This window comes from Algoriphagus locisalis (assembly GCF_900116615.1).
Lineage (GTDB): Bacteria > Bacteroidota > Bacteroidia > Cytophagales > Cyclobacteriaceae > Algoriphagus > Algoriphagus locisalis.
Genome location: NZ_FPBF01000010.1, coordinates 119908 through 144351, shown reverse-complemented (window position 1 = coordinate 144351; position 24444 = coordinate 119908). Strand labels below are relative to the sequence as shown.

Sequence of the window (24444 nt, the reverse complement as noted above, 5' to 3'; positions counted from 1 at the left end):
TTATTTGATGACCTGTTGAATAACCTGGGTTCCACCCAAGGCACTGGACTTGGCTGCCCCCGTGGCAGAATTAAGCAGACTGTCCCTACCACCCGGCTGCACGATAAATCCCGCCACATTGGGAACCGTCATGTAACCGATAATAGCAATGACCATAAAGACCAGGTAGCCCAAGGAAGAAGTAAAATCCCCATCCAGCACCATCATATTGAGCTGAATTTTAGCGATGATGGCACCGAATATATTAGCTACCGGGAGCCATAGGGACACATTGATGTAGCGCGCAAACCAAGCTGCCAGGGTATGCTGAAACCCGTCAAATACAGAGAGCCCAAAAACGAGCGGACCAAGAATGGACAGCACAATCAGCTGAAAGGTGCGGATGGTGTTAATGCATAAGGCAGCGGCGAAAAACAGCATCTGCAAGAATTCAGAAATCAGCTTGCTGATAATAGCTTTCAGATTGAAGACAAAAACCTCGTTTGCCAGGCGCTCAAAAAAGCCCATGTCCTTCAGGTTTTCAGGGTATTTTTGTTCACCACTATCGAGCAAGTGGTTGATATAAGGCTCAAGCTGCTCCGCCTCCATTTCATAGATATGATTGGCAATAGCTTCGTTCGTTCCTTCCACCATTTCAGCCGTAGCCCTGATAATGGGGTTCATAGTCCCGTTAATCACCGCCAATACCTGCGGAAAGAGCATAATAGCCAACCCAATTGCAAAAGGCCGAAGCAAGGGATACATATCAATGGGTTCCGAGCGGGCAATATGACCCCAGACCCGCATGCTGATATACCAGATGGCCGCAAATCCTGCCACCGCCCTTGCAACGGTAATCAGCCCATTGGCCAGTGGAATCATTTCTGCGTAGAGTTGATCCAATACCTCATGCAGGCCTTCTACACTTCCTGAAATAGCCTGTGCCTGGGCAGATCCGTTGAGTAGGAATACAATTCCCACCAATAAAATGGCTTGTTTCCTCATGGTTTTATTCCGTTTAATTCCAGGATTGACTTTCGTTCATTTCTAACCCTGTTCCGTTGAATTCCAAGTGAATTAATCTCTGTGTTTATATCCCGGAGAGAGACCAAGAGACCAGACATTTCAACATGCAGGCGATCAATGGCTTCCAACCGTTCGAAGTCCGACATGCGCAGCTCCCCAGCGGTAAGAATCAGTACCAGCTCATCGAGGTTACGAAGGGAAGCCTTAAACAGCCCTTCATACATTTCTGCCAGAAATGCGAGTTCCGCTTTAGAAAAAAAATCCCCATCGCTAACCTTCGCATAGGTGGATTTATATTCGCCTAAAATCCGCTGCTGGTATTGAATAATATCTGCTACACGGTAATACGTTCTGACCTCAGGGCTCACCTTGAGTGGTTCACTCAAAAATGCCTCGTGGAGCTTGAAATTACCTTCGGCTATCCCCTTTACCCTAGCATATCCCTGCTCCAGAACGACATACCCCTTATGCATTTGATCCAGGATTTCCTTTAGCTGCATCAGCTTTTCGTAATTCAGCATTAGCTGTGTAGCCTCATGGCTCTGGCTTTTCCCGGAAAAGGGTTGCAGCAATACCAGCAGCAGCATCCCCAGCCCAATGACCTGTTTGATTTTACCTAACCTCATAGAACCTGTTTAGCTGTTGGAGTTGGGTTTCTTTTCGTTTCCTATGCAAATCCAGTGAGCGAATACGCCCATTGTAGGCTTTTAAGCGTTGAAAAAGCTGTTGAATTCCCTCGTACAACCCATCTATCGCAGTCAGTCTTTCCCCATCATCCATAGCATAGGAATCCGAAGTAAGTAACTCATGGAGCTCATCCATGAGCACATCCGCCTGCGCTTTGCTTACCCTATTGAATCTCTTGACCGCCAACACCTCCCCCTCTTCCAGCATGCTTTGATCAGCCAGAAACCTATCCATCCAATCCACCTCCCTGTTAAGCTGTCTATACACCTTCCCAATTTCAAGTGCAATCGGGTAATCCCGGACTAGCGGATGAACTGCAACCAAAGCCCCGAAGTAGTCGGTGTGGAGCGAGAATTCACCGGCCTGAATGTCACCGGCCAGACTCCATCCTACCCTGGCTATGTCATATCCCTTTTTTACCACCTCCAGATAGGAAGCCAAAGCCGCGATCTGATTGAGCTTGTAGCTGGTCTGCAGCTTTTTCTGCTTGGTCCATTCCTCCAGAGTCTGGGACTTAACACACAGTCCAACACACATCATACCCAGCAGGAGAATCACCCTGTTTACTCCCCAAGAATAACTAGTGTCCATCCAAATCATAGTTCTGTTTTAAGTTGTTGAGCGGCAGCAGTTCACGGGAACGGATCAGGCGCATATTCCGCGAATTCAGCGACCGTAAATCCACTAGATTTTTGCGGATTCTGTCCTCTGCCAAATGAAGGGAAGCCAGGCGGTCCGCATCATTCATCTGGGTGGTAAATGAAGTCATCACCCCAGTCAGATGGCTGAGGTTCTGTATAGACTCCTCCAGGATTTGTTGATATATCCCCGAGATCACCCTTTTTTCCTCCCATGCCAAAGCAGGAGAACCGTTGATCACTTCCCAGGTAGTTTGATACTCCCTGACCAGCTGTTTTTGCATCGCAGCAATGTCCCGCACCCGCTGAAACTGCGTAATGATTCGCTTGACCTTCCAGAGTTCCTCAAAGAGCTCGTCATATTGTTTCCGTTGGCTTTCATTCCACTCTGAAATCTCCGAAAGCCTCAGCTGACTCAGCTTATTCTCCAATACCTTCTGGGCATTCTGGAGCCAGATGGTCTGATTCTGCAAGCGTTGAACCTTCAAGTCAATAGCCTGGATGACCTTTTTCACCCCAGCCTTTATAACTTCCAAAATCACCGCGATGGGAACCGCAGCTGCTTGCTGCACGGGTAACGCGCTCAAACCTATAAGCAGCGGCAGTACCATCATCACAATTCGTTTTCTTATTTTCATAGCTAGTTGGTTTCAAGTTCTTTAGAGAGCACCTCAATCGCCTTTTTCCGGCTACCGTATTTGGCGGTCAATTCCTCAACCCTCATTTTCTCCCGCTCCTCGGTCGTATAAGTGAGGTATTCTTCCCGGCTCACTTCCACCCGGTACACCTTTTTATAAATGCTGATATATACCTCCTTGTAAATCTTGCCCGGCTCCTTGGCTTTATTCATCGATAGAATAATTGCCTTCTCCTGATCAGTCAAACCCAACAACTCCTGGATGTCCTTAAACTTGTTTTGGTACTTGCTCTGATCCAGCAGGATCTTGACATCCGCATTGTTGATGATCGCATTTTTGATGATCGGGCTGGAGATGATGTCTTCCACTTCCTGGGTCACCACAATGGCTTCCCCAAAGAATTTCCGTACCGTCTTAAAGAGGTACTTGATGTACTCTGCCATCCCCTCCTTTGCGATCGCCTTCCATGCCTCCTCAATCAGGATGATCTTTCTGACCCCTTTGAGCTTGCGCATTTTGGAAATAAAGATTTCCATGATCATCAAAGTCACCACCGGAAAGAGGATGGGATGATCCTTGATGTTATCCAGCTCAAAGACGATAAAGCGCTGCTGCAGCAAATCAAGATTTTCCCGTGCATTCAGCAGGTAATCAAACTCCCCACCCCGGTAGTATGGGCGCAACACGTACATAAAATTGTCCACATCGAAGTCATGCTCCCTGACCCCATCCCGCTTTAAAACCTCCCTGAATTCATCATTGAGAAAATCATAAAAAGTATCGAAGCAGGGAAAAAGCTCCAAGTCAGTTTCCAACAGCTCAAAATATCCCGATACCGCATTGGAAATTGCCACATACTCTGAGCGCCTGAATACCTCATCCTCCTTCTTCCACAGCGCAATGAGCAGGGTTTTAAGACTTTCCTTCTTTTCAGTTTCCGGCCGCTTTCTTCCTTCCACATAGAAAGGGTTAAAACGGATCGGATTGTCCTGCTCGTAGGTAAAGTAATATCCCCCGACCAGCTCACAGAGTCCATGGTAAGAATGCCCCACATCCACCAATACCACATGTGTCCCTTGTTCATAGTAAGTACGCATCAGGTGATTGGTCAGAAAGGATTTTCCTGATCCTGAAGGCCCCAATACAAACTTGTTCCGGTTGGTGATCAGCCCCAGCTTCATCGGCTCATCCGATAGATCCACATGGACAGGATACCCGGTAACCCGGTCTCCCAGCCGAATTCCAACAGGACTTCGAGAAGTCCGGTAGTGGGTTTCCAAATTGAAAAAGCAGGTAGCCTGTGCAATAAAAGTATAGAAGGTTTCATTCACCGGAAAAGCAGCCTCATTGCCAGGAAGACCCGCCCAGAAAATCTGCGGTGCACCAACGGTTTCCTGTTTGGGTACCACATTCATTTTAGCCAGCGCACCTGCAGTTAGATTTCGCAGCATTCCTACCTCTTGTACGCTATCCGTCCAGCACATCACATTAAAATGTGCCTTAACCGCCTTTCTTCCTGTCGCAATGGCCTCATTTAGAAACTCCGCTGTAGCATCCCGTGCAATGGCATTTTCCCTGGAATAGTTGGCCAGAGACTCCAGCCGTTGCCGCTTGGATTCCAGTTCTTTCAACTTCTTTTTAGAATCTTCCACAAACAGGAACTGGTTATAGATATGGTTACAGGGTAACAGGGCACAGACAGGCGTGGAAAAACCGATTGGAAAATCCGTCTGATCGGTCCCATAGGATTCATAACTTCTATGTGGACTGACTGAGGAAGGCAGGTTCTCCACCTCCCCCAGACTATAGAGCTGCACATACTTGCTTCCTATTTTCCACTCAGGTTTGAACTGAATATCCTGAAGTAGATTCACCTCCCCCAAATTCAGGTATTCCTCCAAAACACCCGGCTTCCACGGAGTTCCTGCCAGTTGTTCCCCACCCAACCGCCTCAACCCAATTCCTGCATCCCCAAGAATCTGTACAAGCTGACCGAGTACATTCTGAAACTCCTCCAGTGCATTGCCTTCCAGCAGCTCTATCGGAACAAGGGTTTTCCTCAATAGATTGGAAACAGCCGAATTCCCCAGCTTATTTCCTCTAGGTCTTTTGGAGATATACAGTAAACAGCGGTGGATAAGACGCGGCCTTTCCGTAAAGAAGCGCTCACTGGAAAGGGAATGGAAGGAATGATCCTGTCCTTCAAACTTCCCCTGATATGCGGCATCTGTAAACCAGTCCTGCTTGTGCAGCACGGTATTTCCGGGCAGTACCCCAACTGCCTTATTCCATACATGATGCACCCCTTCGAATCCAGCAGCACTGAGGGAAAACACCTCAGGCAATTCCACCTCAAAGGCCGCTGTCATGTCCCCCACCCGGGAAAGGATCAGCTCATGCTCCACTTTATAGATTGGAAATAAATCAGCTAACTCCATGCTTTGCGTTTGATCAGGTTATAAAAGATTTTTCTGCTTCTAATTACCACACTGGCTGGCACCTGAGTCTGGGCCATTTTCTTCATCAGCCCATGCTCCCCATAGGTAGCACTCAGATGAAACACGATCAATAAATCGGCGCTGCCCAGCACCACCGCCAGCCCAAGGCACAGGTACATGGACAAGCCCATAACATACCCAAGTGCAAAAGCAAGCAGTGTAAGTCCCAGTCCTGCAGCCAGGTATCCGATGTACTGTGCTTTCAGTCCCTTAAACTCCATGGGCTTGTTGATCCCTTTATTGACGTTGTACTTGATCATGTAAAAGCTTAATTAAAATTCAGAATAAGATTGAATTGGTAATCCCTAAGACCCAAACCATACACCAGCGCTCTCCAGGCAGCTAACCTAATTTCCGCAGCTGTCTTTCCTGCAGACCTTGTTGTTCTTGTTGATTTCTTGCCACATACTCCGGCAACCCTGATTTGTCCAGAGGGACAACCTTTCCCTTCAGCGTTCCATCATAAGGATGCATCTTGAAAAAATACTCGTCCCACAGTCCATACTTTCTGGCCATCCCTACCGGATCCAACCCCAGTTCATCCGGGATCTCCATCAAGACCGTTTTATCAGGAATCTTGAGCAGATCAGGAGAAGCATGTAGAATGGATTGGTTTTCACGGTCATAGAAAAAAAGGTAATGCTGTCCGTCCTTTGTTGTCACCATCTCATCCAGACCCAACTTTTTATCTGGGGAATGAGTATTTCTCAGCTCATTGAGCCGCAGATCAATTGTAAAAACCTGTCCTGCAATGTCAATTTCCGGAAGCACCCCCATTTGTCGCTGCCTGAGCAGATCCGTATCCAGCATAGCCTCAGACGCCAAAGAAACTCTGAAGAACCGTGGCTACCACGACCAGAAACACACAGGAACCAAACCATGCGGCAGCAACTTTTCCGGTATCCGGTTCTCCGTTGTTCCATTTGTTGAAAACCTTGACTGCGCCAATCAATCCAACAATGGCACCTATGGCATACATCAACCCGGTACCCGACTGGAAGTATCCCCGTACCTGCTGGGTAGCCTCATTGATACCCGCATTTCCGTCCTGGGCATTCACCACTCCGGCGAGTAGCAAGAAGTGCATTGCACTAATCCATTTCCTAGTCTTTTTCATGTGTTTATAATTTGTATTTCAATGGCCACATGGAATCTCACAGCGTTTATAAACATCCTAGTGTGTGTCGTTATCGACATGCTCGATTTCATATGTTTATTTTTGTTTTTTTATGGTCATCCCGAATAGTCGGGACAGGCTATGGAATCTCGCATGAGGAATAATCATCCTTGTTTGTGACGATCTTCGACATGCCTCTCTGCCTCAGGCAGGCTCGATTTCATAGCATGTGAGTTTAGTTGGTTTGAATGATCAGTTTGGTAAGGCGTTGAACAGGTCCAGAAGATCCCCTTCTTCAAGATCCACCTGTCCGGCCTTCGCAGCAAGCAGCAAGTGGTTCAAAAGGATTTTGCGTGCCCCATTGGACTCAGGCAATCCATACTGCCCTACTTTCTGGCGAAGGAGTTGGATAAACTCCGCTTTTGTTCCGGCACTGCCCATGAGTTCAGCGTCCAGTTCCTCCAGCAAAGCATAGAAACTATCCATGGAAGAGCGCTTGGGTTCCTCCCTGTTTTTATCATAACAACCCGGCAGACCCACTCTTTTTCCCTTTAGCAGAACAGCGAAAACATCAGCCCGGAAGTAGCGGATCACTACCACCCCATAGTAGCAAGTCAGCACTATTCCGAGTAGCTTAAAAAAGACTCCCCATGAAATATTTTCCAGCATACCTGTTTGATTTTGTTGCTACAAACCTGCGTCAGAATCAGAAAAAATATTCACACCGAATTCCGAAGGGGGAGAAAAAAAAAGAAAAAACAATCAGTCTTCCCCCCTGCTGTTCAAATCCGTATTATCCATCCAACGCTCCAGTTTCTCTTTCATGCGGTCCAGAAAAGTAGTCCGGCTGTTTTTTCGGATACGGATCTCCTGAAAGGTTCTATAAAACTGGGAAAGATCCTGAGCAAATACCCGCTCCAGATGAGTGGCGATATCCCGGATGGAAGCATTGCCGTTATTAATAGCCCCGGTAGCTTTCAGGGCATAGGCCAGTTCAACCAAAGCTGCCTTGGTAGCCGTCCACTTAAGCACTTGGCTCTCCTTTGCTGTCCTGTTTTCCAATCTGCTAATCTCCTTGTCCAAAAATCCGTGTAGCTCACTGTATGCACGGAATCTGGCAAATACTTTTCCTGCAGGGGTACAATGGCTATCCCCAAGCGGTAGCGGACTCATAATCAGCAGAGGGGCATCCACCTTATCCCGGGTAAAGAGTTGACTATCACAATCCGATCTTCCAAGACTCCAGTATTCATACAGCAATTGATATCTTCTATAAAACAACCGGATAGGAGCATACTGCTTAGCAAAATGCCTGATCCTGTCCTTCCTTCTTCTTGGCAGGGTGGAAAGAATATAATAGAGTTCACCAAAATATAGAAGCTCAGCTTCAAAGCCGGGCCTGATCTTCTTAAAAAACACTACCTCTGATTCAGGGGAATTAAAGGTTTTTGGTGCCTTTACCTGGTCACAGTAGTTGCTGACAATCAGGTAGGATTGCTCTGCCGCACGAAGTGGGTTGCTGGTAGATGACCCTATAGTCCCTACCTCCTCCTTCATCTGAAGATAAAGCAGGTTAAAATGTTCATTAGCTATCATGTTCTGACAATTTTATGGGAACTAATCCCCGGTTAAAACTGCCCGCGGGTCTGAAAATCACTAGGCCTGAGTACCCATTCAGGTACAGAGCAAACCTAATTTCCCCCAGAGATAAACACAAAAAAAAACTGCTCCAAGAACATGAATCAGGTGATTTACTGGATGAACCCGTTCCAAATAGGAATGAAAAAACGGCCTCAACAGGGTAAATCGAAGCAAAAAACTTAAAACCAAGGCAAAGAATTCTTAAAAATCAATGGGTAAAGGCCCCAATAAAAGCCAGGATCACTGAATTAATTAAGAGTTTATTAACTTATACACCTATAACCCCCGTTTTCGAAACAACAAATAACCAATGTCATTTATATGCTAATCGCAAAAACTTGAGTTTTGGAAATTAAGAAGCTACCTGTACGATACCTGGACCAATTTCTTCGGATACTGTTATGTACCACCGCCGCACTGTTGTTGGCGATGTATGGAAGCGGTGCCAGATACCTGGATTCGCTTTCCAACAACCCGTTTTACATCAAACTTCTGGCAGCTTTTTTCATTGCAGCCTTCTTTCTGGAGTTCGTCCATCAGGTTACCTTCCAGCTGGACAGGAAATACGATTGGAAAGAAAAGCCCTTGCTTAGGCTGCTCTTACAGTTTTCCCTGGGAGTACTCTTGCCCGGCGTGATTGATTTGTTTTTCCTCACGATTTACCAATGGTATTTTGAAATCAACACAGTCCAAGGAAACCCCAGTACCCACAGTTCCTTCCCTTTAATGGCCTTGCCTGTTTTCTTATTCAATATCTATTACTTAATCTACTACCATATCCTGAGAAAACAGGAATCCAAACCTTCTAAACAAACCCAGCGGAAAACCCTACTGGTACAGCAGGGAAACAGAACCATTCCAATCCCGCTTCAGGATATCCGATACATTTATCACCGGAACAGAATAAACTACCTTGTCACTGCAAGCCAGTCCAGCTATTTTCTCAATGAAACCCTTGATGAACTGGAGCGCAAATTACCGCAAGATGACTTTTTCAGGATAAACAGGAAAATGATTATCCAATATCAGGCCTGTCAGGACTTTCGGTCCAACGGCCATGGAAAACTTCTTCTACACCTATCCCCTTCTTTCCCCGATGATATTACAGTTAGCCAGAATAAGGCAGGTAAATTCAAGGAATGGATCAGGCGGTGAAGAAACTGTTGATTTTCCGTTTGGAAGTTCATTTATTTCACTGTCGGGAGTAGCAGTACATCTTTGAAAGCCTGAGATGATGAAGTCCAGCACCCTGTCGCTACATACTTGGTTTACCGCAATATTTTTGATTTTCTACCTTATATACAATATCGCTACACAAAAGATACGAGTATCCAGTTCCAGAATCAGTCAATAAATTTAAAACTATATTTTTTAACTAAATATAAAATGTATTTTATATACAGATATATTCAATATATATATTCTCTGGCTTAATAACTTGGTCACAAGCTATATGAACAAAATACTTAGGATCAAAAGGGATAGGTTGAATGTACCATATATCGGCATTCAAGTAGGCATATTTTGAATCTTTCAGAACTATTTCCAATGGCGAAATAGAAAACCCTCGACCATCAGCTTTGATTACAGCCTCCTTCATTGTCCAAGAGGCAATTAGTTCAGCATCTGTATCATTTGCATTACCAAATTTTTCCAGTTCATAAACAGAAAAAACCTTAGAAAAATCACTAAGATTAATGGGAGAAATTTTTTGAATATCAACCCCTATTCTCACATTTCGTGCAGAAGCGCAAACAACATAGTCACCAGAGTGAGATAGATTAAAATCGGCTGTGGAATTTGGTAGATATGGCCTGCCGGTATCACTAAATCTAACAGAATCAAGAATAGAATCACTAAACCCCAATTTCTTTAGGGAGTGAACCATCAGGTACCGTCCAATCATGAAAGCCTGAGAATCCTTTAAAGAATGAAAGTTCTTTATTTTTTCTCTCATTGAACTGGTCAAGAGGTCAGAGATACGTGCATGAGCATCGAATGATAAATTTCCATCATTTCCAGCCACTACGATATGAATTTCCATTTCAATAAAATTAATCAATTGCTTAGCCTCTCATTATAAATTTTGGCAACATCAGTGCTAGTTAGGACTACCAGATGGGTTAAATCAATTAAAATTAGGGGGCTTTTACCAATTTATCATACCGCCATTTTTTATAAAAAGCAGTGTTAAAATCCCAATATTTCCTGGGAGGAAGATTATTTTTAATTAGTCATTTGTTTTATTATTTAAAATTTATTATAATTATACTAATTATTAAAAATAGAATTGGTTTCCAATTTTTTAGATTCAGAAATTTTTCATTTAACCTATAATCTTTTAAAGTATGTCCTTATCAAAAGAGCAACTACAAAATTTTCACGCATTCAATCAAAGGCTTGGTTTTGAACCTGCGGCACAGTCTGTCTTCCCTCAAGAAGTTAAAAATGGAAGATTAATCCTTTCGAAGGATCCAGCGAAATCCTCAGTGCCCCCAAAGATAATAACCATCAAATCACTTGATGAGCTAAAAGCCCTGATAAATGCACCGGATACAGGAAGCGATGACCATATTGACTATTTACCATCACTTAACCTGGCGGTAAGTAAGAATAAAAGTGAGCTTTCAAAAGATGATCGGCTGCAACTAAAAAAAATTGCCCTTTCTTACGTGATTGGTAACCCTGATAAAGTAGGGAGTGCAAATATAGAATTGATCAATAAACTATCATTCCCTCTAACCCTTGCTGCATTTACTGCAGAAAATTATACAGTAAAAAGTGGGGAAATACTGACTTTGAAAGATGGAGTGGCCCCTAATTTCGGAACCTTAACGGTAGAACAGGGCGGACAGATTGAAAGTGATGGAACTGCCTACCTGAGCTGTCAGAAATTAATTCAACAAGGTCAGGTTACGAGCGGTACCTACACCATAAGGTGTGAACTACCGGCAATCGAACCCCAAAAGGCAGAAAGCGGTACACCGGGAACTACTCCTACTGCTCCCGGTGAAAAGGGACAAAATGGAGTGAAGTGCGGAAGTCATTGTAAAACCAGCCCGACTAACGGTGGAAAAGGTACTGGCGGTGGAAATGGTGGACACGGACACGAAGGATTACATGGATCGCATGGTCCAATACTCTATTGCCAAATCGCCAACATCGAAGGAAATATTGCCATTTATGCCGGTGCCCAGGAAGGCCAAAAAGGAGGAGATGGAGGGCCAGCTGGAAATGGAGGCCCAGGCGGCCCTCCGGGTGACAGCCCCTCAGGTTGCCCCACAGCTCAGACAGGACCTCAGGGTAATGGGGGAACCGGAGGGGACGGAAATAGAGGTGGAGACGGCGGAGATGGTGCACAGGTTTACTTTACCTATTCAGGATCAGGTTCAGTAAGTCCTTTTTTTGGCCATACAAATGGAGCAACGGGTGGATTAAAGGGGAATAAAGGGACAGGGATCCCTGATGGAGACGATGGTAAGCCTGGCGGTAATGGTAATCCTGGAGCACCTCCGGTAATTAAAGCCATACCGAACTAAAATGCACCAGCTAACCTCCATCACACATGAAAACCGAATCGAGCAAACAATTAGAGCAATCCGGTAACATCAATGAAAAAACACTCCTGGGCGTATTGGTGCAGTTGGCAGCCTCATCCGCAGGTGCGGATTTAAACGGCCCCAGCCTGCCTCCTACTTGGAAAGTGCTTTCTTCAAGGTCCGTATTTGCCCAGCCCACAGGCAACATTCAACTTTTGCTTTCTTATGGAAATGTAGGGGAAGATGTAATTGCCTGTTTGTCCGTTGGGGTACAATGGGCAAATTTCATTGGGAATTATACCTCGGGCTTTTTGCCAGGTAATAGGCAGTTGTTACCGGAAGCTGTCGTAGGAAAAGCCCCCTCTGATGCAACAGTCCTAAGCATGTATGTGGCAGCATACCCTTTACTGAGGAATGCGTTATGGGAAATTCTGTCATTTTTAGATAACCCTGGGGTAAAGGGAAAGCCACTTTACATCACAGGAATGGGCCTAGGAGGGTCATTTGCACAAATTGCAGCTATTGATTTCAGGCCGGGGAACAAGGGTCCCAACCAACAAGATCCCCCGCAGTTAACCCAGCCTTATTCCTATGTGTTCAGTACCGGAAACTTCGCCAGCACTGAATTTCAACTGTACTATAACAATAAAGTCCAAAATGGGTATAATCTTAGGGCTGGCTCGCAAGCCCTAAAAATAGATCAGTTTCCTGATCAACCCTCCTCCACTATAGGATTTGCTCCACTGGGAAAAGCAATCTTTTTACCTGCGTCCGTGCCTACACCATACTATACGCCCTGGGAAGTGCGGGATTCAAACTTTTACCTGAAAGTAATCAATGGTGAATCCCCTATCTCAACCCCTACTCCTGCTATCATACCTAATCCACCGGCTGGTTTTAACCAACCGCTGGCATTTAACTTAGGCAAGTTTATGGCGATGACCTATCTACAGGCGCAACAACCTGGAAATCCGGCCCCAACAGAAATGGTAAAAATCATTGATTTTGGAGACAGCAAGGTCATAGCAGCTATTTTCAGTACTTCAAATAGTTTGACAGTAGCCTTTCGCGGGAGCATCACTTATGAAGAACTGCTGATGATGGATACCAACGGCGCAACATCCAGAACTCCCTATAACCAAATAGTAACTTCAGGCGTCAATAACGTTTACTATGCCAATAGCCAGGCGATAGGCGAACAGATAAAACAACTGGTCCTTTCACTTAAGGGAGACAGAAAGCTATATGTGATTGGCCATGGGTTTGGAGGTGCACTTGCCAACCTTATGGCGGCTGATCTGACTTTTAATACTACTCCCGCCATCCATATAGATGCAATCTATACCTATGGAGCGAGCTATTTTGCCAGTATAAATATGGCTAACCTGTTCAACGAAAGCCTTGGCACTGTCAGCTACCAGATCCTGCGTCCAGAAGACAAAATTGCCACAGCACTAAAGACTCTTCCTTATTGGAACCCACTGAACAATATAGTCCCTTTGTTAGGCTCTTTAGACATTCCTGAGGACACCAACCATGCCTTAAGCGCATACCTACGTTTACTGGATCCCAGCAGGGTAATTTAACCGACACCTTTTTATGATACTTATACCGAATAAACCGACACCACGTGGTAATGCTATCAACCTCCTCTTTTGAAGAAGATTCAACTGTTCTTCAAACACCAGACTCAAGCTTTTCAGATCTGGACCCAATACTTGGCAGTCTGGGAGTGCTCACCGGACTTTTAAAAAAAAATGAAGATGATTCGTACTCATTAATTCCTGAATGGTTCAATAACCCGTACGTGAGTACAAAGGCAGGAATTGTTAAGAATCCAGCTGAATTCAATACTTTATTTGAAGAACTTCTAGGCAAAATAGGAGGAAACTCTTTTGGCATACCCATTCAAAACCCCGGTCTTTTAGGCAACTGGTTTCCTATTAAATACCAAAAGGATGGCAAAGATGTTAATACGGGTGTATATGCGGTAACTTATCAATCCGGGAGCAGCACTGTCATGGGTGTCGGTGTCTATCATGCCTGGGAATTTGGTAGTCCGTCAACATTGCAGTCAGCCGTATGGGGCCTTATTCCTTTCGTTGCTGTCGATGCCGAGGATAGCAATGACCCGGTAAAAATGACTTTTGTGTCAGAAGGATTCCCCATCGTTTTCGGAGCAGCCGTCAATGGACCTGACCCTTCTTCTCCTCTTATAGACATCAACGGCATTCAATTTAACGGAGTAAAAGTCAATGCCAATATAGACTTGGCCAAAGAAATAGCCGGGAAATCCCCGTTTGAGTTGGGTGTGGAAATCATTGGTCTTCAATTAGCCGGGGAAGACAAACCCTCCAACCGCTCTCTCTCCGACCTGGAGGCTATCACCGCTGAAAAGATTATGGATACGGCTTCCAGCCTATTTGTGGGTGGATTGAGCAAAGTATTCCCTGAACTCAGCGGAAACATACAGTACTTCCCGCCGCTCTTCGGATTGAGCTCTCAGGTACCCAAGGTTGAAGGCGCCCCAAATGCCACCCTCCCAATACTAAAATGGTATGAGTTGTTCAATGCAGCCAAAAATAATAATGCAGAAACCATTTTTCTGAACTGGTTCAATGCTATTGCTGCTGATAACAATACCCTAAAAACCTGGCTTTCCTGTCTTTCAGGTTTCCTTAAAAAAGATATTGGTGTCTCGGGTGATGGGTCACGCAGCTCCCCTTTCCTGATCTCACTTTTGGATGTGAGCACTATAGGAACATTAAGCCTCTCCATGGGCACTGAGGTGATTGGTGAAAGTACCAGGGTATTGTATCCAGGCATGGCATTTTCAGGATCACCTTTTGATTTTGGAAGCTCCGGCATAGCTTTTACGATGCAGGCCGAAAGCGAATTGGCAAGATTCCAGATTACCGGGGACGCCATCGGGCTCTCTCCTTCCATCAATTTTACCGCAAAATTCAATCTCAAAAATAAAACTGAAGCTCAACCTCTGGCTGAATTTACCCTCGAAAACAAAGCATATTCCATTGGCTCCCTGGAAGGCGGTATGTCGTTGGGGTCAGATTCCAGTATGATGCCCTGGTTTGGCCTTAATGCTGTAACCATCGGAAGCACGCATTACGACACGCTTAACCTGCTCTCGCCTGGCCAATTGGCCAATGCAGGAGCCGTGGCCCTGAGCGAAGGCTTGCAGAGCCTCTTGGAATTCGGCACGGAAAACAAAAAGCTTTCCCAGAGCATCGGAACATTAATCGGATTACAGACTCCTTCTTCAGCAGGAGCCAATTGGCCTGAAAACCTTATTCCTCCATTCTCTCCATCAGGCATGGCCACCTCTATCACCAACCCGATTGGTGCATGGGCCAGCTATTACTCCAACGTACTTTCATGCCAACAGCAGGTCTCCGGAAAAGAAGCTTTCTATTATGTAGTGGAGTCATTCGCCCAGCTTCTGCAAGCCTCCACAGACTCTTTACCGATCAACATTTCCGGTAGTGGAACAAAACAAGATCCCTGGAAAGCCGGGATCTCCATAAAAGACCAAACTTTACCTGCTTACCTGGTTTGCTTTCAGGAAAGCATTACAGATTACATCAACCTGAACCTGGGCCTCGAACTTGCCCCCGAGCTTACGCTAAAAGGCACCGACATTGTAGCCTCTCTGGCTCTGGATGCCGCCACCATCAGGTTGCCAAAAGACGGGAATTTTAGCCATACTACAGCTGACTGGCTCTCTGGTGTGGCCGCACGGCTTACCCTGCCAAAAGGTTTCGAAACGCCGGCTATAGGTGGCATGCAGGTAAAAGTAGATACCTCCCAGCTATCAGCCACCTGGAACCAAAACGGTGGCTGGTCATGGTCCATGCTGATAAAGGGACCGACTCTGGTGGTAGATGGAACTCCTACCGCTTTGGGCACAGACCTGAATTTTGATGACCAGTCAACCCTCCAGGATCTGGTGAAGCAAAGTGCATCTACCTTTGGTCCTTTTCTGGTTTCAGCATTGGGCACCATGCTCTTACGGACCCAGTCCAAACCGGGTCTATTCCTTGCCGGTGCCATGGGACTGGTCAAAGATTTAACCACCGCCCCTGCTTTCCCGGAATCCGGTTTATCCTGGTCAGGATTTGAACTTTATCCTTTTACCAGCTTCACCGATCCGTGGACAGACTTTAACAAACAGATAGACCAGCTTTTTAATACTGACACAAAGGGTAAAAGCGTGCTTGGATTGCTGGCCTATACCATGTCCGGAACAAAGGATGCCCCGGCCATTTTAGGAAGCGGCACATTCACCGACCCCTGGATCACCCCCATTCCTTTTGGATTTAATCTACCTGTTTGGTATAACACGGGCAAACAAAACCTTGGGCTTGGATTTGGCCGACAGGACCTATTCAAGTATCCCGGTTCAGGCAAACCAGAAGTTGCTTTTAACCTTGAACAAAGGCTGAATCTGGTCGAATATTCAACCCAAAATAAAAAAATAGAATTTATTGATGATGTTCCCTCGCTGAATTTCATCGGCACACTTTTCATCCCCAATGCCAAATTGGTTGATCTTGGGAGCATAGGCAATGTTGATAAAATTATGCTGGGTCTGACCCTCTCATTAGAAAAAGGCGAGGTCAACGTCAAACCTGTGGTTACGTTAGTCAATGCACAACTTGGCACTGACTTTCAGGATGATCTGGTAACGCTGGAACAGTTTCTTAGCGATAGTTTTGCATCAAACCTGCAAGCTGCATTTCTGGCGTTGCTCAATGGCGCTTTGCAAACTGCCACAACCGTGGAAGCGGTTACCGACAACAGCGGATTTCAAACCACCTATAAACTTCTGCAATTAATTGGGCTTACTCTGCCTAGAGCCAATGACCAGGCACCTTACGGAATCAACACCAGTGGCTGGAATGCTTTACTGGCCAGCTCGGATGCTTATTTAAAAAGCCAGTTCAAATCGCTGCTGATGGATCCTGCCCATCGAAAGGAACTGTTTGATTTCTTACAGGAAGTGACCGGTATTACCATACCTTCTCTTCCTGTGCCGGCATTGCAGTTCCTCTCTGCACTGCATATCTGCGGACCTGTAAACCAGGGCTACCCGCTTCTTCCCGAGGCGGTGCTCGAAGTGTTTACCAATCCTGTTCAAGGACTTACGTCCAGATTTGAGAACTTCTTTACCGATGCAAATGCCGTAAGAACCCTCGCCACTCAAATAGCTTCCAACCAACCTCCTGCAAGCTATGGACCGTTTACCTTCAGTACCACAACAAATGGGGTTATTTCCTTGAACATCTTGCCTGAACATGCAATCTCTCTTGGAGAATTTGTAAACCTGTACGGCAATCTGCAGCTTAACATCAGTGATGAAACACTCACATTCACGGGAGATATTTATATACCCAAAATTGGGTTGACGCTGGCTTCATCCCTTGGGCTTCGCATGAACAACGGTGCCTTACAAACTCCTGCATTTGAAATTCAGCTTATCTGGGGTGATGGCCAGAAACCAGCGGCAAGCCCGTTGGATATATACCCTTTTAATACATCGGCTTTCGTTGATCAGGTATCGGAACTCGCCCCAGCCTATACCCTGAATATCCTCCTCAATGCAATCTTCGAAGAGGAACTCCTTGGCAAATATGAATTGGTTCAAAAAATCTTCGAAGGCCTGGGCATAGGCAAGGATGAAGATGGTATCTGGCGCATGCCGTCCATGATGGGTATTTTATCGGACCCATTGGGCTGGATACTCTCAGACGAAGTACTGGGCAATCAGGGTAATTTCAGTGTACCAAAACTGATCGCCCTGCTGGGTAATCTACCTGAAGTGACATACAACGACATACAGGTTACCCCTAGCCCGGGTAAGGGGATGGAACTGACCGGTCTGCCTTACGGATTCAAAGTAGGCATGACAGGAGAAAACAACCTGGCAATTTTCAACTTTGGCGTAGATACCATCTCTATCGTGAGTAATCAAGCGGCCATTAAAAACCTGAATTTTGGTGTAAGCCTAAACGAAAGCTATCAGCCCGCCTTTTCTGGAGGGTTAGACCTCGAAGCTACGATACCCTCGCTTCAGGATGGTTTTTTCACACATGTGGCTTATGATAAAGAATTTCAGTTCCGCATTTCACAAGGCACTACGGCTAAACCTACAGGACTGGGGGTACAACTATTGCCATTCCAGGGATGGGGCACGCTGGCTGGACAGGCATTGGCTACCGGATCTGCAGTAGTGATCAATGAGGTGGTCCCTAAATTAATGAACTTCCTGCTAGCCAAGTACCCGTCCGGTACGAGCGATGCAGGAAAGTTTTTGGCGGCCATGGATGGATTTGCAACAAAAATGCATGTTAATGACCTGGTCAGCAATATTATCAGTGCCTTTTCACAGGCATTAACTGAGGGGCTGAGCGGGGAGGCATTGCTTCAGGAGTTGGAAAAAGTAGCCTTTGAATGGGTAAAACAACGCTTTTCTACCGCAAATGCCAACGATACAGCCACCGCAATAGCAGACCTGCTCAAGCTGGCCTTACCTAAAGATTCCCTGTTGTCAGTAATAGACGGAAGGATTCAATACATACCAAGTGCCAAACTGCCCTTCAAGCTGCTTGCCGGTCTGGACTCTTCGAACTCCATTGGCTTATGGGCCGGGGCCGAGTTGCCTGATATGAAATTGCTTAAAATGGAGATTGCTCCGACCGGAGTGGCCTACAACCTGGATAAGAGCCAATTTGACATCTCCTTTGGTCTGGATATGATCGTGCCCATAGAAAACCTGAATGGCCCGGGTCTGAGTATCAATTTCAGTAATGGCCAATTTGATTTTGGCTTCGACCCGCTTGCTGATCCAAGCAACATGGGAACGCCCTCTGCTCTGAATGTAGAACTATTGCCAAACTTCTTTGGCGGTGGTAATGTCGGTGACAAAGTTTCATCATGGATGCTCAATGTGATCAAAGATGTACTGCCTCGCTATGTATCGCTCTTGGTACTGAATCAGGATCAGGTAAAAACATGGTTGCAGGCTCCTTTGATCAAGTCCTCCGCCATCAGTCCTGCATTGCTGCTTGAAGCTACCCAACTCGTAGAAGATACCGAAGGGATATATGTCCTCACATCGTTCGATAAACTTGCTAAATTAACACCTAAGGAATTTTTAGGAAACTTCCTTTTTACACTGCTCAAAGAGCAATGGACGCTGCTCTCTTTCAGTGAAGAGGGCAAAATCATTATCGGCCCCAAATCCGAGGTGGATGGCTACTATGGTTTGCTCATCCAGGCACCAAATCTCTCTATTTCAGCCATCCCTAATCTTGTTTTTCAATTGGGAGGAAAAAACACCGATTGGATCACTAACAGTGTAAACGGGACTCCGGCATTTGGTGACCGAGGAATTGGTTTGTATGTTCCTATTGCCAAAAACGGAAACGATTCTTACTCCGTTGACTTTACCTATTTTAACCTTGTTTTAAACAATGTAGGCTTCGACATCATCGGCAAAAACGGGCAACCCATTGTGGACCTGAGCCGGTTTAAACTTGGGTCTGTCGATCCACGTGCCTTGTTTGACCTGCAATTCCGGGGAGACCAGCCCATCAAGATACAATTCGGGGCAGGCCTATCCATGGATGAGATGGGGCTTTCCCTCTCTCCAAAAACCATAACTGAAGGAGGAGGAAACAACCCGATTGCAAAAAACGTGCTCGGTTCAGGCGAGTCCGACGATGACAATAAAACAACTGATCCCCGTTTCTCAGTTGATGTTGGCTATATAGATAAACTTTGGGTAAATCTGCGCAGCAACACCGGAAACGGGCATGAGGTGATCATCCCTGTACAGAGAAGTTTCGGCCCGCTGTTTATTGAAAACATTGGACTGGGATGGGAAGGGGAAAAAACACCACCATTGCTTGACTTCATCAGTTCAGGAAGTTTTGAACTGGCCGGGTTCAAAGCAGCACTCCAAGGCCTGCGTGTGGGTATGCCGGTCACAGCTCCCACAGATTGGAGCAAATACACGATCGACCTGGATGGGTTTGCCGTTGATTATACTGGAGGTGTCACCATTAATGCCGGCTTCTTAAAAAGTGAATCGGATGGTATTGTAGAATACACCGGCGTGGCCATCCTTTCGGCTAAAAAGTTCTCGCTTGGAGCTTTAGGATCATATGCCCAAATAAAGATGGAAAATGGGGACACTTCAACCTCCATGTTTATTTTCGGAGTGCTTAATGCTCCGCTGGGAGGCATCCCTGCATTTTTCATTGAAGGTATAGCCGCAGGGTTTGCCTACAACAGAGGCCTGGATCTTCCAGGTATAGAAGGGGTAGCCAACTTCCCGCTGGTGAAGGGGGTGGCAGACGGTTCCTTTACCCAAGGAGAAGACCCCATGGCTGCCCTGCTGAAACTGAATGAAGTTATACGTCCACAGGTTGGCCAATACTGGTTGGCCGCAGGTCTCAAGTTCTCTTCCTTTCAGTTGTTAGAGACTACCGCACTGCTTTTCCTTAGCTTTGGCAAAGACTTTGAATTCAACCTGTTGGGGGTCTCTACAGCTACACTTCCTCCCAAAGTTAGCCCCAATCTTGCCCTGGCCTATATGGAATTGGCCATCAAAGTCACCATCAGTCCTGCGGCAGGATATGTTTCTGCCGAGGCCCAGCTGACTCCCAATTCATTCGTTCTGGCCAAAGACGTTAAACTAACCGGGGGTTTTGCCTTCTTCCTATGGTTTAAAGACATCCCTCTCAAAGATGGAGGAATGATCTCAGCCGGGGATTTTGTAGTCACCCTAGGGGGGTATCACCCGGCATTCAATAGGCCTGTTTACTATCCTGATGTACCCCGCCTGGGGATTAACTGGAAGCTGGATTTCTCGGTAGGAAAAGTATCTATTTCCGGTGGCGCATACTTTGCCATCTGCCCTACTGCCATCATGTCCGGGGGATATCTGAAAATAGCCTTCGATGCAGGTCCTCTCATTGCAGGGTTGGATGCCTACGCCAACTTCCTCATTGAATGGGAACCTTTCTATTTCAATGTAGGCATCGGAGTAACCGTCTATGCAGGCTTCCAGACCACCATAGCAGGTGTGTCTGTGCGACTGGTAGCTAAGCTGGGTTGTACACTCGAACTGCAGGGACCTCCGGTATTCGGTAAAGTTGAAGTTGACTGGTATATCATCAGTTTCTCCATACCTATCGGCAACCAGGACAACCATCCAAGTACGGCCAGCCTGGACTGGTCTGCATTTGAAGCATCCTTCCTGCCAGCTCCAACATCTTCCTCGCCGAGTCCAGTACTGTCAAACGCAAGAGTGGTTATGCTCAATGATGAAAACAGTCAGCAGAGCCTTGACCAGCAGGTGGTGAAGTGGACGGCACAAACGGGACTGGAACGAGACAGTAATGATGGAGAAGAAGGAACTGGTAAGAATGAATGGGTTCTAAATCCCATACCTTGGAAACTCACAGTAGCATCAGCCATTCCTAGCAGCACAGTTACGGTATCCGGATCAGACACTTCCCTGCAGGGTAGTAGTCATGTCGGGGTAAGGCCTATGGGGAAAGAGGATCAACTGGTCTCTCCCATGACCATTGCTTTAACTGATGCTTCAGGAGCCGAAATAAACCTGAAAGCACGAAACATAAACCTTACCGGAAACACTAACGGGGCCCCATCTGCCTTGTGGTCGCGGGCAGAACTAGACCACGAGGTTGCCCCTGATCCGGATACCATGCTCATTTCCAATGTACTTTACGGGCTAGTGCTGGATGCAAGCCAATATGTATATTCAGGAGTTGTTCCTGAATTCCCGTTGGAAAACCTGGCATATGTAACCGGTGATGTCAGGAGATTGTCCTATGATTTTACCCCTAACTATCCGTCAGCGGAACTTTATCCTGCTGAGGATCAGAAAAAGGCCTTTACCATGATCAGGCAGACTATCATGGATGAGACCGTGGTTAAGAACCGAAATGACATTTACCGTGCGCTGCAGGCTTCTGCTATAAACGCGCCACTGGATCCCAGCCTAGTCGTAATGGCGTCATCGGCCAACCTCATTCTGCAAGACTTCCCTGTACTCGCCAGAATAGGAATCTATCAGAACAATGGCGTAGTAGAGGCAGGCAAGCCCATCTTATTACAAAGCCCATCCCAGGACGTGGCCACAGAAACGGCTCCTATCCGGGAGCCTCAATTGGTGGCCCAACTGCAAACCTACAAAACTACAAGCAGGGATGCCCCGGAGGCTTTTCATCTTCCGAAACTGGCCAGAAAAGCGAAAGGACAATGGAAAACCACCCACAAAATTTCCAATGAGAGCTATCTGTCCTCACTTGCGGATTTTTGTAGCACCCGCAGCAAAGCGCTATATGATGGTACCACTCTGGTATGGAAGACTGACCCTAAACTATCCCTTGATCTGGAGTTACTCGGAGAGCTGCCAAGCCTCATCGCCAGTTTTGATGAATACGGCAGCTTGCTGGGTTTTGAACATTTCAGCGGACCTGAAACTTTCGGGCTTCCAGCCGAAACAGGCCAGGTCCTTGTCCAGGGGTTTGAAACCAACCCTGATGCTGTTCTCGGCTGGCAAATAAACACCATGCTTTCCAAGATTAACAGCGGTTGGTTTCTGGCCGATGGGTGTTTGATCCGAGCACAAAACAGCCGGCAAATAAAACCCCGGACAGGCCGGATTGGGCATGTAAAAGCCAGCGATCTGGTGGATCAAAACCTGGTGAAAACTTCGGGGAATACAACAAGAAAGGGATGGATCCAAACGGTTTTCCCAAGACAGAGCCAGGTGTTTGGCGTATTGCTGAAAGGAAAAGCTGGTGTAGGGTCAATTGGGATTGCTGTTGCCGCAGATGAAGTGCCGTCCAAAAGCGGAGCGTTCAAAGCAACGGCTGTCCAGGCTTACGGGGAAAACACGCTGTTGTTATTCGACGCCCCGACAAAGGCCAGTGCTTACTATGGAATACTGATCTCCCTGACCGATCAGCAGACAGAGATCCTGGGTATGTATGCGTTGGGTGACAACAAAGCAATGAAAAGTGAATTGGCCCATCAACTCTCACTTGTGCAGTGCGGGATTGATTTTGGTGATTCATCTCACAGGAAGACCAGTGTTAAATTAATTCAAAAACAACAAATTGATGAGCAATAGTATCATTACCGATCCGGGAACTGTAGCTGCAGGAGACATTCAATTTTTTGACTCCATACAGCCTCCTTTGAAAACAGATAACTATACACTTTCCGCAAAACAAACGATTCAAAATGTGGTGGACTCCGGCGACAACCCGGAGTATGATGCCCTAAAAAAACTGACTATAGATGGCCCCAGGTTTGTTTTGCAGCCCAGCAACATCCACTCACTATTCCCTCCCCCCAATCAGGTAGGCAACTTTGCAAACTTCCTGCCCAATATAGTTTTTAACGACTTTAGCTTACCCTGGTCACGCGCCATTGACCCCGGGAAGACTACCCAAAACGAAGACACCCCCTGGATGGGTTTACTGACTTTATACGAAGCTGAATACCTGGAAACCAGCAGTAGCCGTAAAATCAGTACCCCCCAAACGGTCTCTACCAGCCAGCTTGTGAACCCAGGAGCAGGTGTACTCCCTCCCGATTTGGGTACTGAATTCAAAGGAAGCGATGACGAGAAAGTAACTGTAATTGATATAGACCTGGAGTACTTTCAGGCCATTGCCCCCAAACTGGAAGAGCTGAAGTACCTGTCTCATGCCCGTGCGGTAAATACGGATGGAAAAGTGATCCTGAACATGGACGCAGACGGCTGTTTCTCTTTATGTATCGGAAATAGGGTTCCGGGAGTAGGCCAGAGAAACATGATTTTGCTGGTGTCTTTCGAAGGACATCAGGACCATCTCAATAGTGCAAGCATTACTGGGAGCTTTAGCAAGATCAGGCTGGTCCACCTGGGAAGCTGGGAATTCACAACCTCCAAATTTGACCGGGAATTTCTCACTATGATGGAAGCCATTTGCCAGCCTGGCAACGGCGGCACTTCATTGATCCAACTGTCAACTGACCAAGCAACAGAAAAAAACGCAACAGCCAAAGAAGCCTTGGATATCGGTTATGTGGCGCTCCAAAACAAAATGCGGGTAGGAGAAAATGCCACCTCATGGTACCGGGGGCCATTGGTACCCTCACCTACAAAACGTGGATCCTCGCAGCCTCAAGACGGCGGTAACTACGGACCTTATATTTACTCTGACCACGCCATGCATTATGATCCCGGCACGGGAATTTTCAACCATGCCTACAGTGCCGCCTGGCAAATTGGGCGATTGCTGGCACTTTCGGATGCTACATTTGCCCAGGGTATGTTCAACTGGCGTGCAGAATACCTCAAATCCATTATCAATCAGGCAAAGCAGAAAAAAACACAGGCTGCGGCAGCATCTATTCAGGGCGAGATGTCAGGTGCGGGACCACTAAATCTGCATGCGGCCACACGGTCGTTCTTTTCAGATGCATTTAAAAAGGTGGACTGGGATACACTAAAAACCAGAAAACAAAAAATGCTCACAGATCAATTCCCTGCTGTGTTCACAGAAGTAGAAAAGAAAGCCATTGAAGAAAATGATGAGGACCCGCTGTTGAAACTACACCAAAAAATTAAGCAATAGA

16 protein-coding genes are annotated in these 24444 nt (G+C 46.4%); 5 read left to right on the top strand and 11 right to left on the bottom strand.

Annotation, left to right across the window (positions count from 1 at the left end):
* The 10 genes from traJ to BM386_RS22040 form a co-directional block, all read right to left on the bottom strand.
* The gene (gene traJ / locus BM386_RS22085) at positions 1–984 is read right to left on the bottom strand and encodes a conjugative transposon protein TraJ (RefSeq protein WP_091698155.1); all 984 of its coding nucleotides are present in this window, start codon (positions 982–984) and stop codon (positions 1–3) included.
* A complete protein-coding gene (locus BM386_RS22080) occupies positions 981–1631 on the bottom strand; it encodes a TerB family tellurite resistance protein (protein WP_211482941.1) in 651 nt (216 codons plus the stop codon). Before BM386_RS22080 ends, traJ begins: the two co-directional genes overlap by 4 nt.
* A complete protein-coding gene (locus BM386_RS22075) occupies positions 1618–2283 on the bottom strand; it encodes a hypothetical protein (RefSeq protein ID WP_091698153.1) in 666 nt (221 codons plus the stop codon). Before BM386_RS22075 ends, BM386_RS22080 begins: the two co-directional genes overlap by 14 nt.
* Entirely contained in the window at positions 2273–2968 is a 696-nt protein-coding gene (locus BM386_RS22070) for a conjugal transfer protein TraI (protein ID WP_091698151.1), read from the bottom strand. Before BM386_RS22070 ends, BM386_RS22075 begins: the two co-directional genes overlap by 11 nt.
* Positions 2969–2970: 2 nt before the next feature.
* Positions 2971–5406, bottom strand: coding sequence for a TraG family conjugative transposon ATPase (locus BM386_RS22065; protein WP_091698150.1), 2436 nt, complete (start codon positions 5404–5406; stop codon positions 2971–2973).
* Positions 5397–5726, bottom strand: coding sequence for a DUF4133 domain-containing protein (locus tag BM386_RS22060; protein WP_091698148.1), 330 nt, complete (start codon positions 5724–5726; stop codon positions 5397–5399). Before BM386_RS22060 ends, BM386_RS22065 begins: the two co-directional genes overlap by 10 nt.
* An 82-nt stretch (positions 5727–5808) precedes the next feature.
* Complete coding sequence (locus tag BM386_RS22055; protein WP_091698147.1) at positions 5809–6276, bottom strand: hypothetical protein; 468 nt, start codon at positions 6274–6276, stop codon at positions 5809–5811.
* Positions 6277–6280: 4 nt separating this feature from the next.
* Positions 6281–6583, bottom strand: a complete 303-nt coding sequence (locus BM386_RS22050; RefSeq protein WP_091698145.1) for a DUF4134 domain-containing protein — start codon at positions 6581–6583, stop codon at positions 6281–6283.
* A gap of 252 nt (positions 6584–6835) precedes the next feature.
* Complete coding sequence (locus BM386_RS22045; protein ID WP_091698143.1) at positions 6836–7252, bottom strand: hypothetical protein; 417 nt, start codon at positions 7250–7252, stop codon at positions 6836–6838.
* A gap of 93 nt (positions 7253–7345) precedes the next feature.
* Positions 7346–8179 (bottom strand): RteC domain-containing protein, encoded by an 834-nt coding sequence (locus BM386_RS22040; RefSeq protein ID WP_091698141.1) that lies wholly within the window; start codon positions 8177–8179, stop codon positions 7346–7348.
* 390 nt (positions 8180–8569) lie between these two features.
* Here BM386_RS22040 and BM386_RS22030 point away from each other — a divergent pair, with 390 nt between their 5' ends.
* Positions 8570–9379, top strand: a complete 810-nt coding sequence (locus BM386_RS22030) for a LytR/AlgR family response regulator transcription factor (protein ID WP_139235963.1) — start codon at positions 8570–8572, stop codon at positions 9377–9379.
* Between the two features lie 238 nt (positions 9380–9617).
* On the opposite strand, the gene BM386_RS22025 is transcribed toward BM386_RS22030, so the two are convergent.
* Positions 9618–10268: a 4'-phosphopantetheinyl transferase family protein gene (locus tag BM386_RS22025; RefSeq protein ID WP_091698136.1), complete on the bottom strand. Its 651-nt coding sequence runs from the start codon at positions 10266–10268 to the stop codon at positions 9618–9620.
* 304 nt (positions 10269–10572) lie between these two features.
* Here BM386_RS22025 and BM386_RS22020 point away from each other — a divergent pair, with 304 nt between their 5' ends.
* The 4 genes from BM386_RS22020 to BM386_RS22005 are packed head-to-tail and all read left to right on the top strand — an operon-like array spanning position 10573 to position 24443.
* Positions 10573–11763 carry a hypothetical protein gene (locus BM386_RS22020; protein ID WP_091698134.1) on the top strand — a complete coding sequence of 397 codons (1191 nt, stop codon included), beginning with the start codon at positions 10573–10575 and terminating at the stop codon, positions 11761–11763.
* Between the two features lie 26 nt (positions 11764–11789).
* Positions 11790–13349, top strand: coding sequence for a lipase family protein (locus BM386_RS22015; protein ID WP_091698133.1), 1560 nt, complete (start codon positions 11790–11792; stop codon positions 13347–13349).
* 50 nt (positions 13350–13399) lie between these two features.
* Positions 13400–22948 (top strand): DUF6603 domain-containing protein, encoded by a 9549-nt coding sequence (locus BM386_RS22010; RefSeq protein ID WP_091698130.1) that lies wholly within the window; start codon positions 13400–13402, stop codon positions 22946–22948.
* The gene (locus tag BM386_RS22005; protein ID WP_091698128.1) at positions 22938–24443 is read left to right on the top strand and encodes a hypothetical protein; all 1506 of its coding nucleotides are present in this window, start codon (positions 22938–22940) and stop codon (positions 24441–24443) included. The genes BM386_RS22010 and BM386_RS22005 overlap by 11 nt, the downstream gene beginning before the upstream one ends.
* Position 24444 lies beyond the last annotated feature (1 nt).

Excerpts from the sequence above, each read along its gene's own strand:
- BM386_RS22020 (WP_091698134.1), top strand. The coding sequence starts at position 10,573 with ATGTCCTTATCAAAAGAGCAACTACAAAATTTTCACGCATTCAATCAA.
- BM386_RS22010 (WP_091698130.1), top strand. The coding sequence starts at position 13,400 with ATGCTATCAACCTCCTCTTTTGAAGAAGATTCAACTGTTCTTCAAACA.
- BM386_RS22040 (WP_091698141.1), bottom strand. The coding sequence starts at position 8,179 with ATGATAGCTAATGAACATTTTAACCTGCTTTATCTTCAGATGAAGGAG.
- traJ (WP_091698155.1), bottom strand. The coding sequence starts at position 984 with ATGAGGAAACAAGCCATTTTATTGGTGGGAATTGTATTCCTACTCAAC.
- BM386_RS22080 (WP_211482941.1), bottom strand. The coding sequence starts at position 1,631 with ATGAGGTTAGGTAAAATCAAACAGGTCATTGGGCTGGGGATGCTGCTG.
- BM386_RS22070 (WP_091698151.1), bottom strand. The coding sequence starts at position 2,968 with ATGAAAATAAGAAAACGAATTGTGATGATGGTACTGCCGCTGCTTATA.
- BM386_RS22065 (WP_091698150.1), bottom strand. The coding sequence starts at position 5,406 with ATGGAGTTAGCTGATTTATTTCCAATCTATAAAGTGGAGCATGAGCTG.
- BM386_RS22025 (WP_091698136.1), bottom strand. The coding sequence starts at position 10,268 with ATGGAAATTCATATCGTAGTGGCTGGAAATGATGGAAATTTATCATTC.
- BM386_RS22055 (WP_091698147.1), bottom strand. The coding sequence starts at position 6,276 with ATGCTGGATACGGATCTGCTCAGGCAGCGACAAATGGGGGTGCTTCCG.
- BM386_RS22045 (WP_091698143.1), bottom strand. The coding sequence starts at position 7,252 with ATGCTGGAAAATATTTCATGGGGAGTCTTTTTTAAGCTACTCGGAATA.
- BM386_RS22075 (WP_091698153.1), bottom strand. The coding sequence starts at position 2,283 with ATGGACACTAGTTATTCTTGGGGAGTAAACAGGGTGATTCTCCTGCTG.
- BM386_RS22005 (WP_091698128.1), top strand. The coding sequence starts at position 22,938 with ATGAGCAATAGTATCATTACCGATCCGGGAACTGTAGCTGCAGGAGAC.
- BM386_RS22015 (WP_091698133.1), top strand. The coding sequence starts at position 11,790 with ATGAAAACCGAATCGAGCAAACAATTAGAGCAATCCGGTAACATCAAT.
- BM386_RS22050 (WP_091698145.1), bottom strand. The coding sequence starts at position 6,583 with ATGAAAAAGACTAGGAAATGGATTAGTGCAATGCACTTCTTGCTACTC.
- BM386_RS22060 (WP_091698148.1), bottom strand. The coding sequence starts at position 5,726 with ATGATCAAGTACAACGTCAATAAAGGGATCAACAAGCCCATGGAGTTT.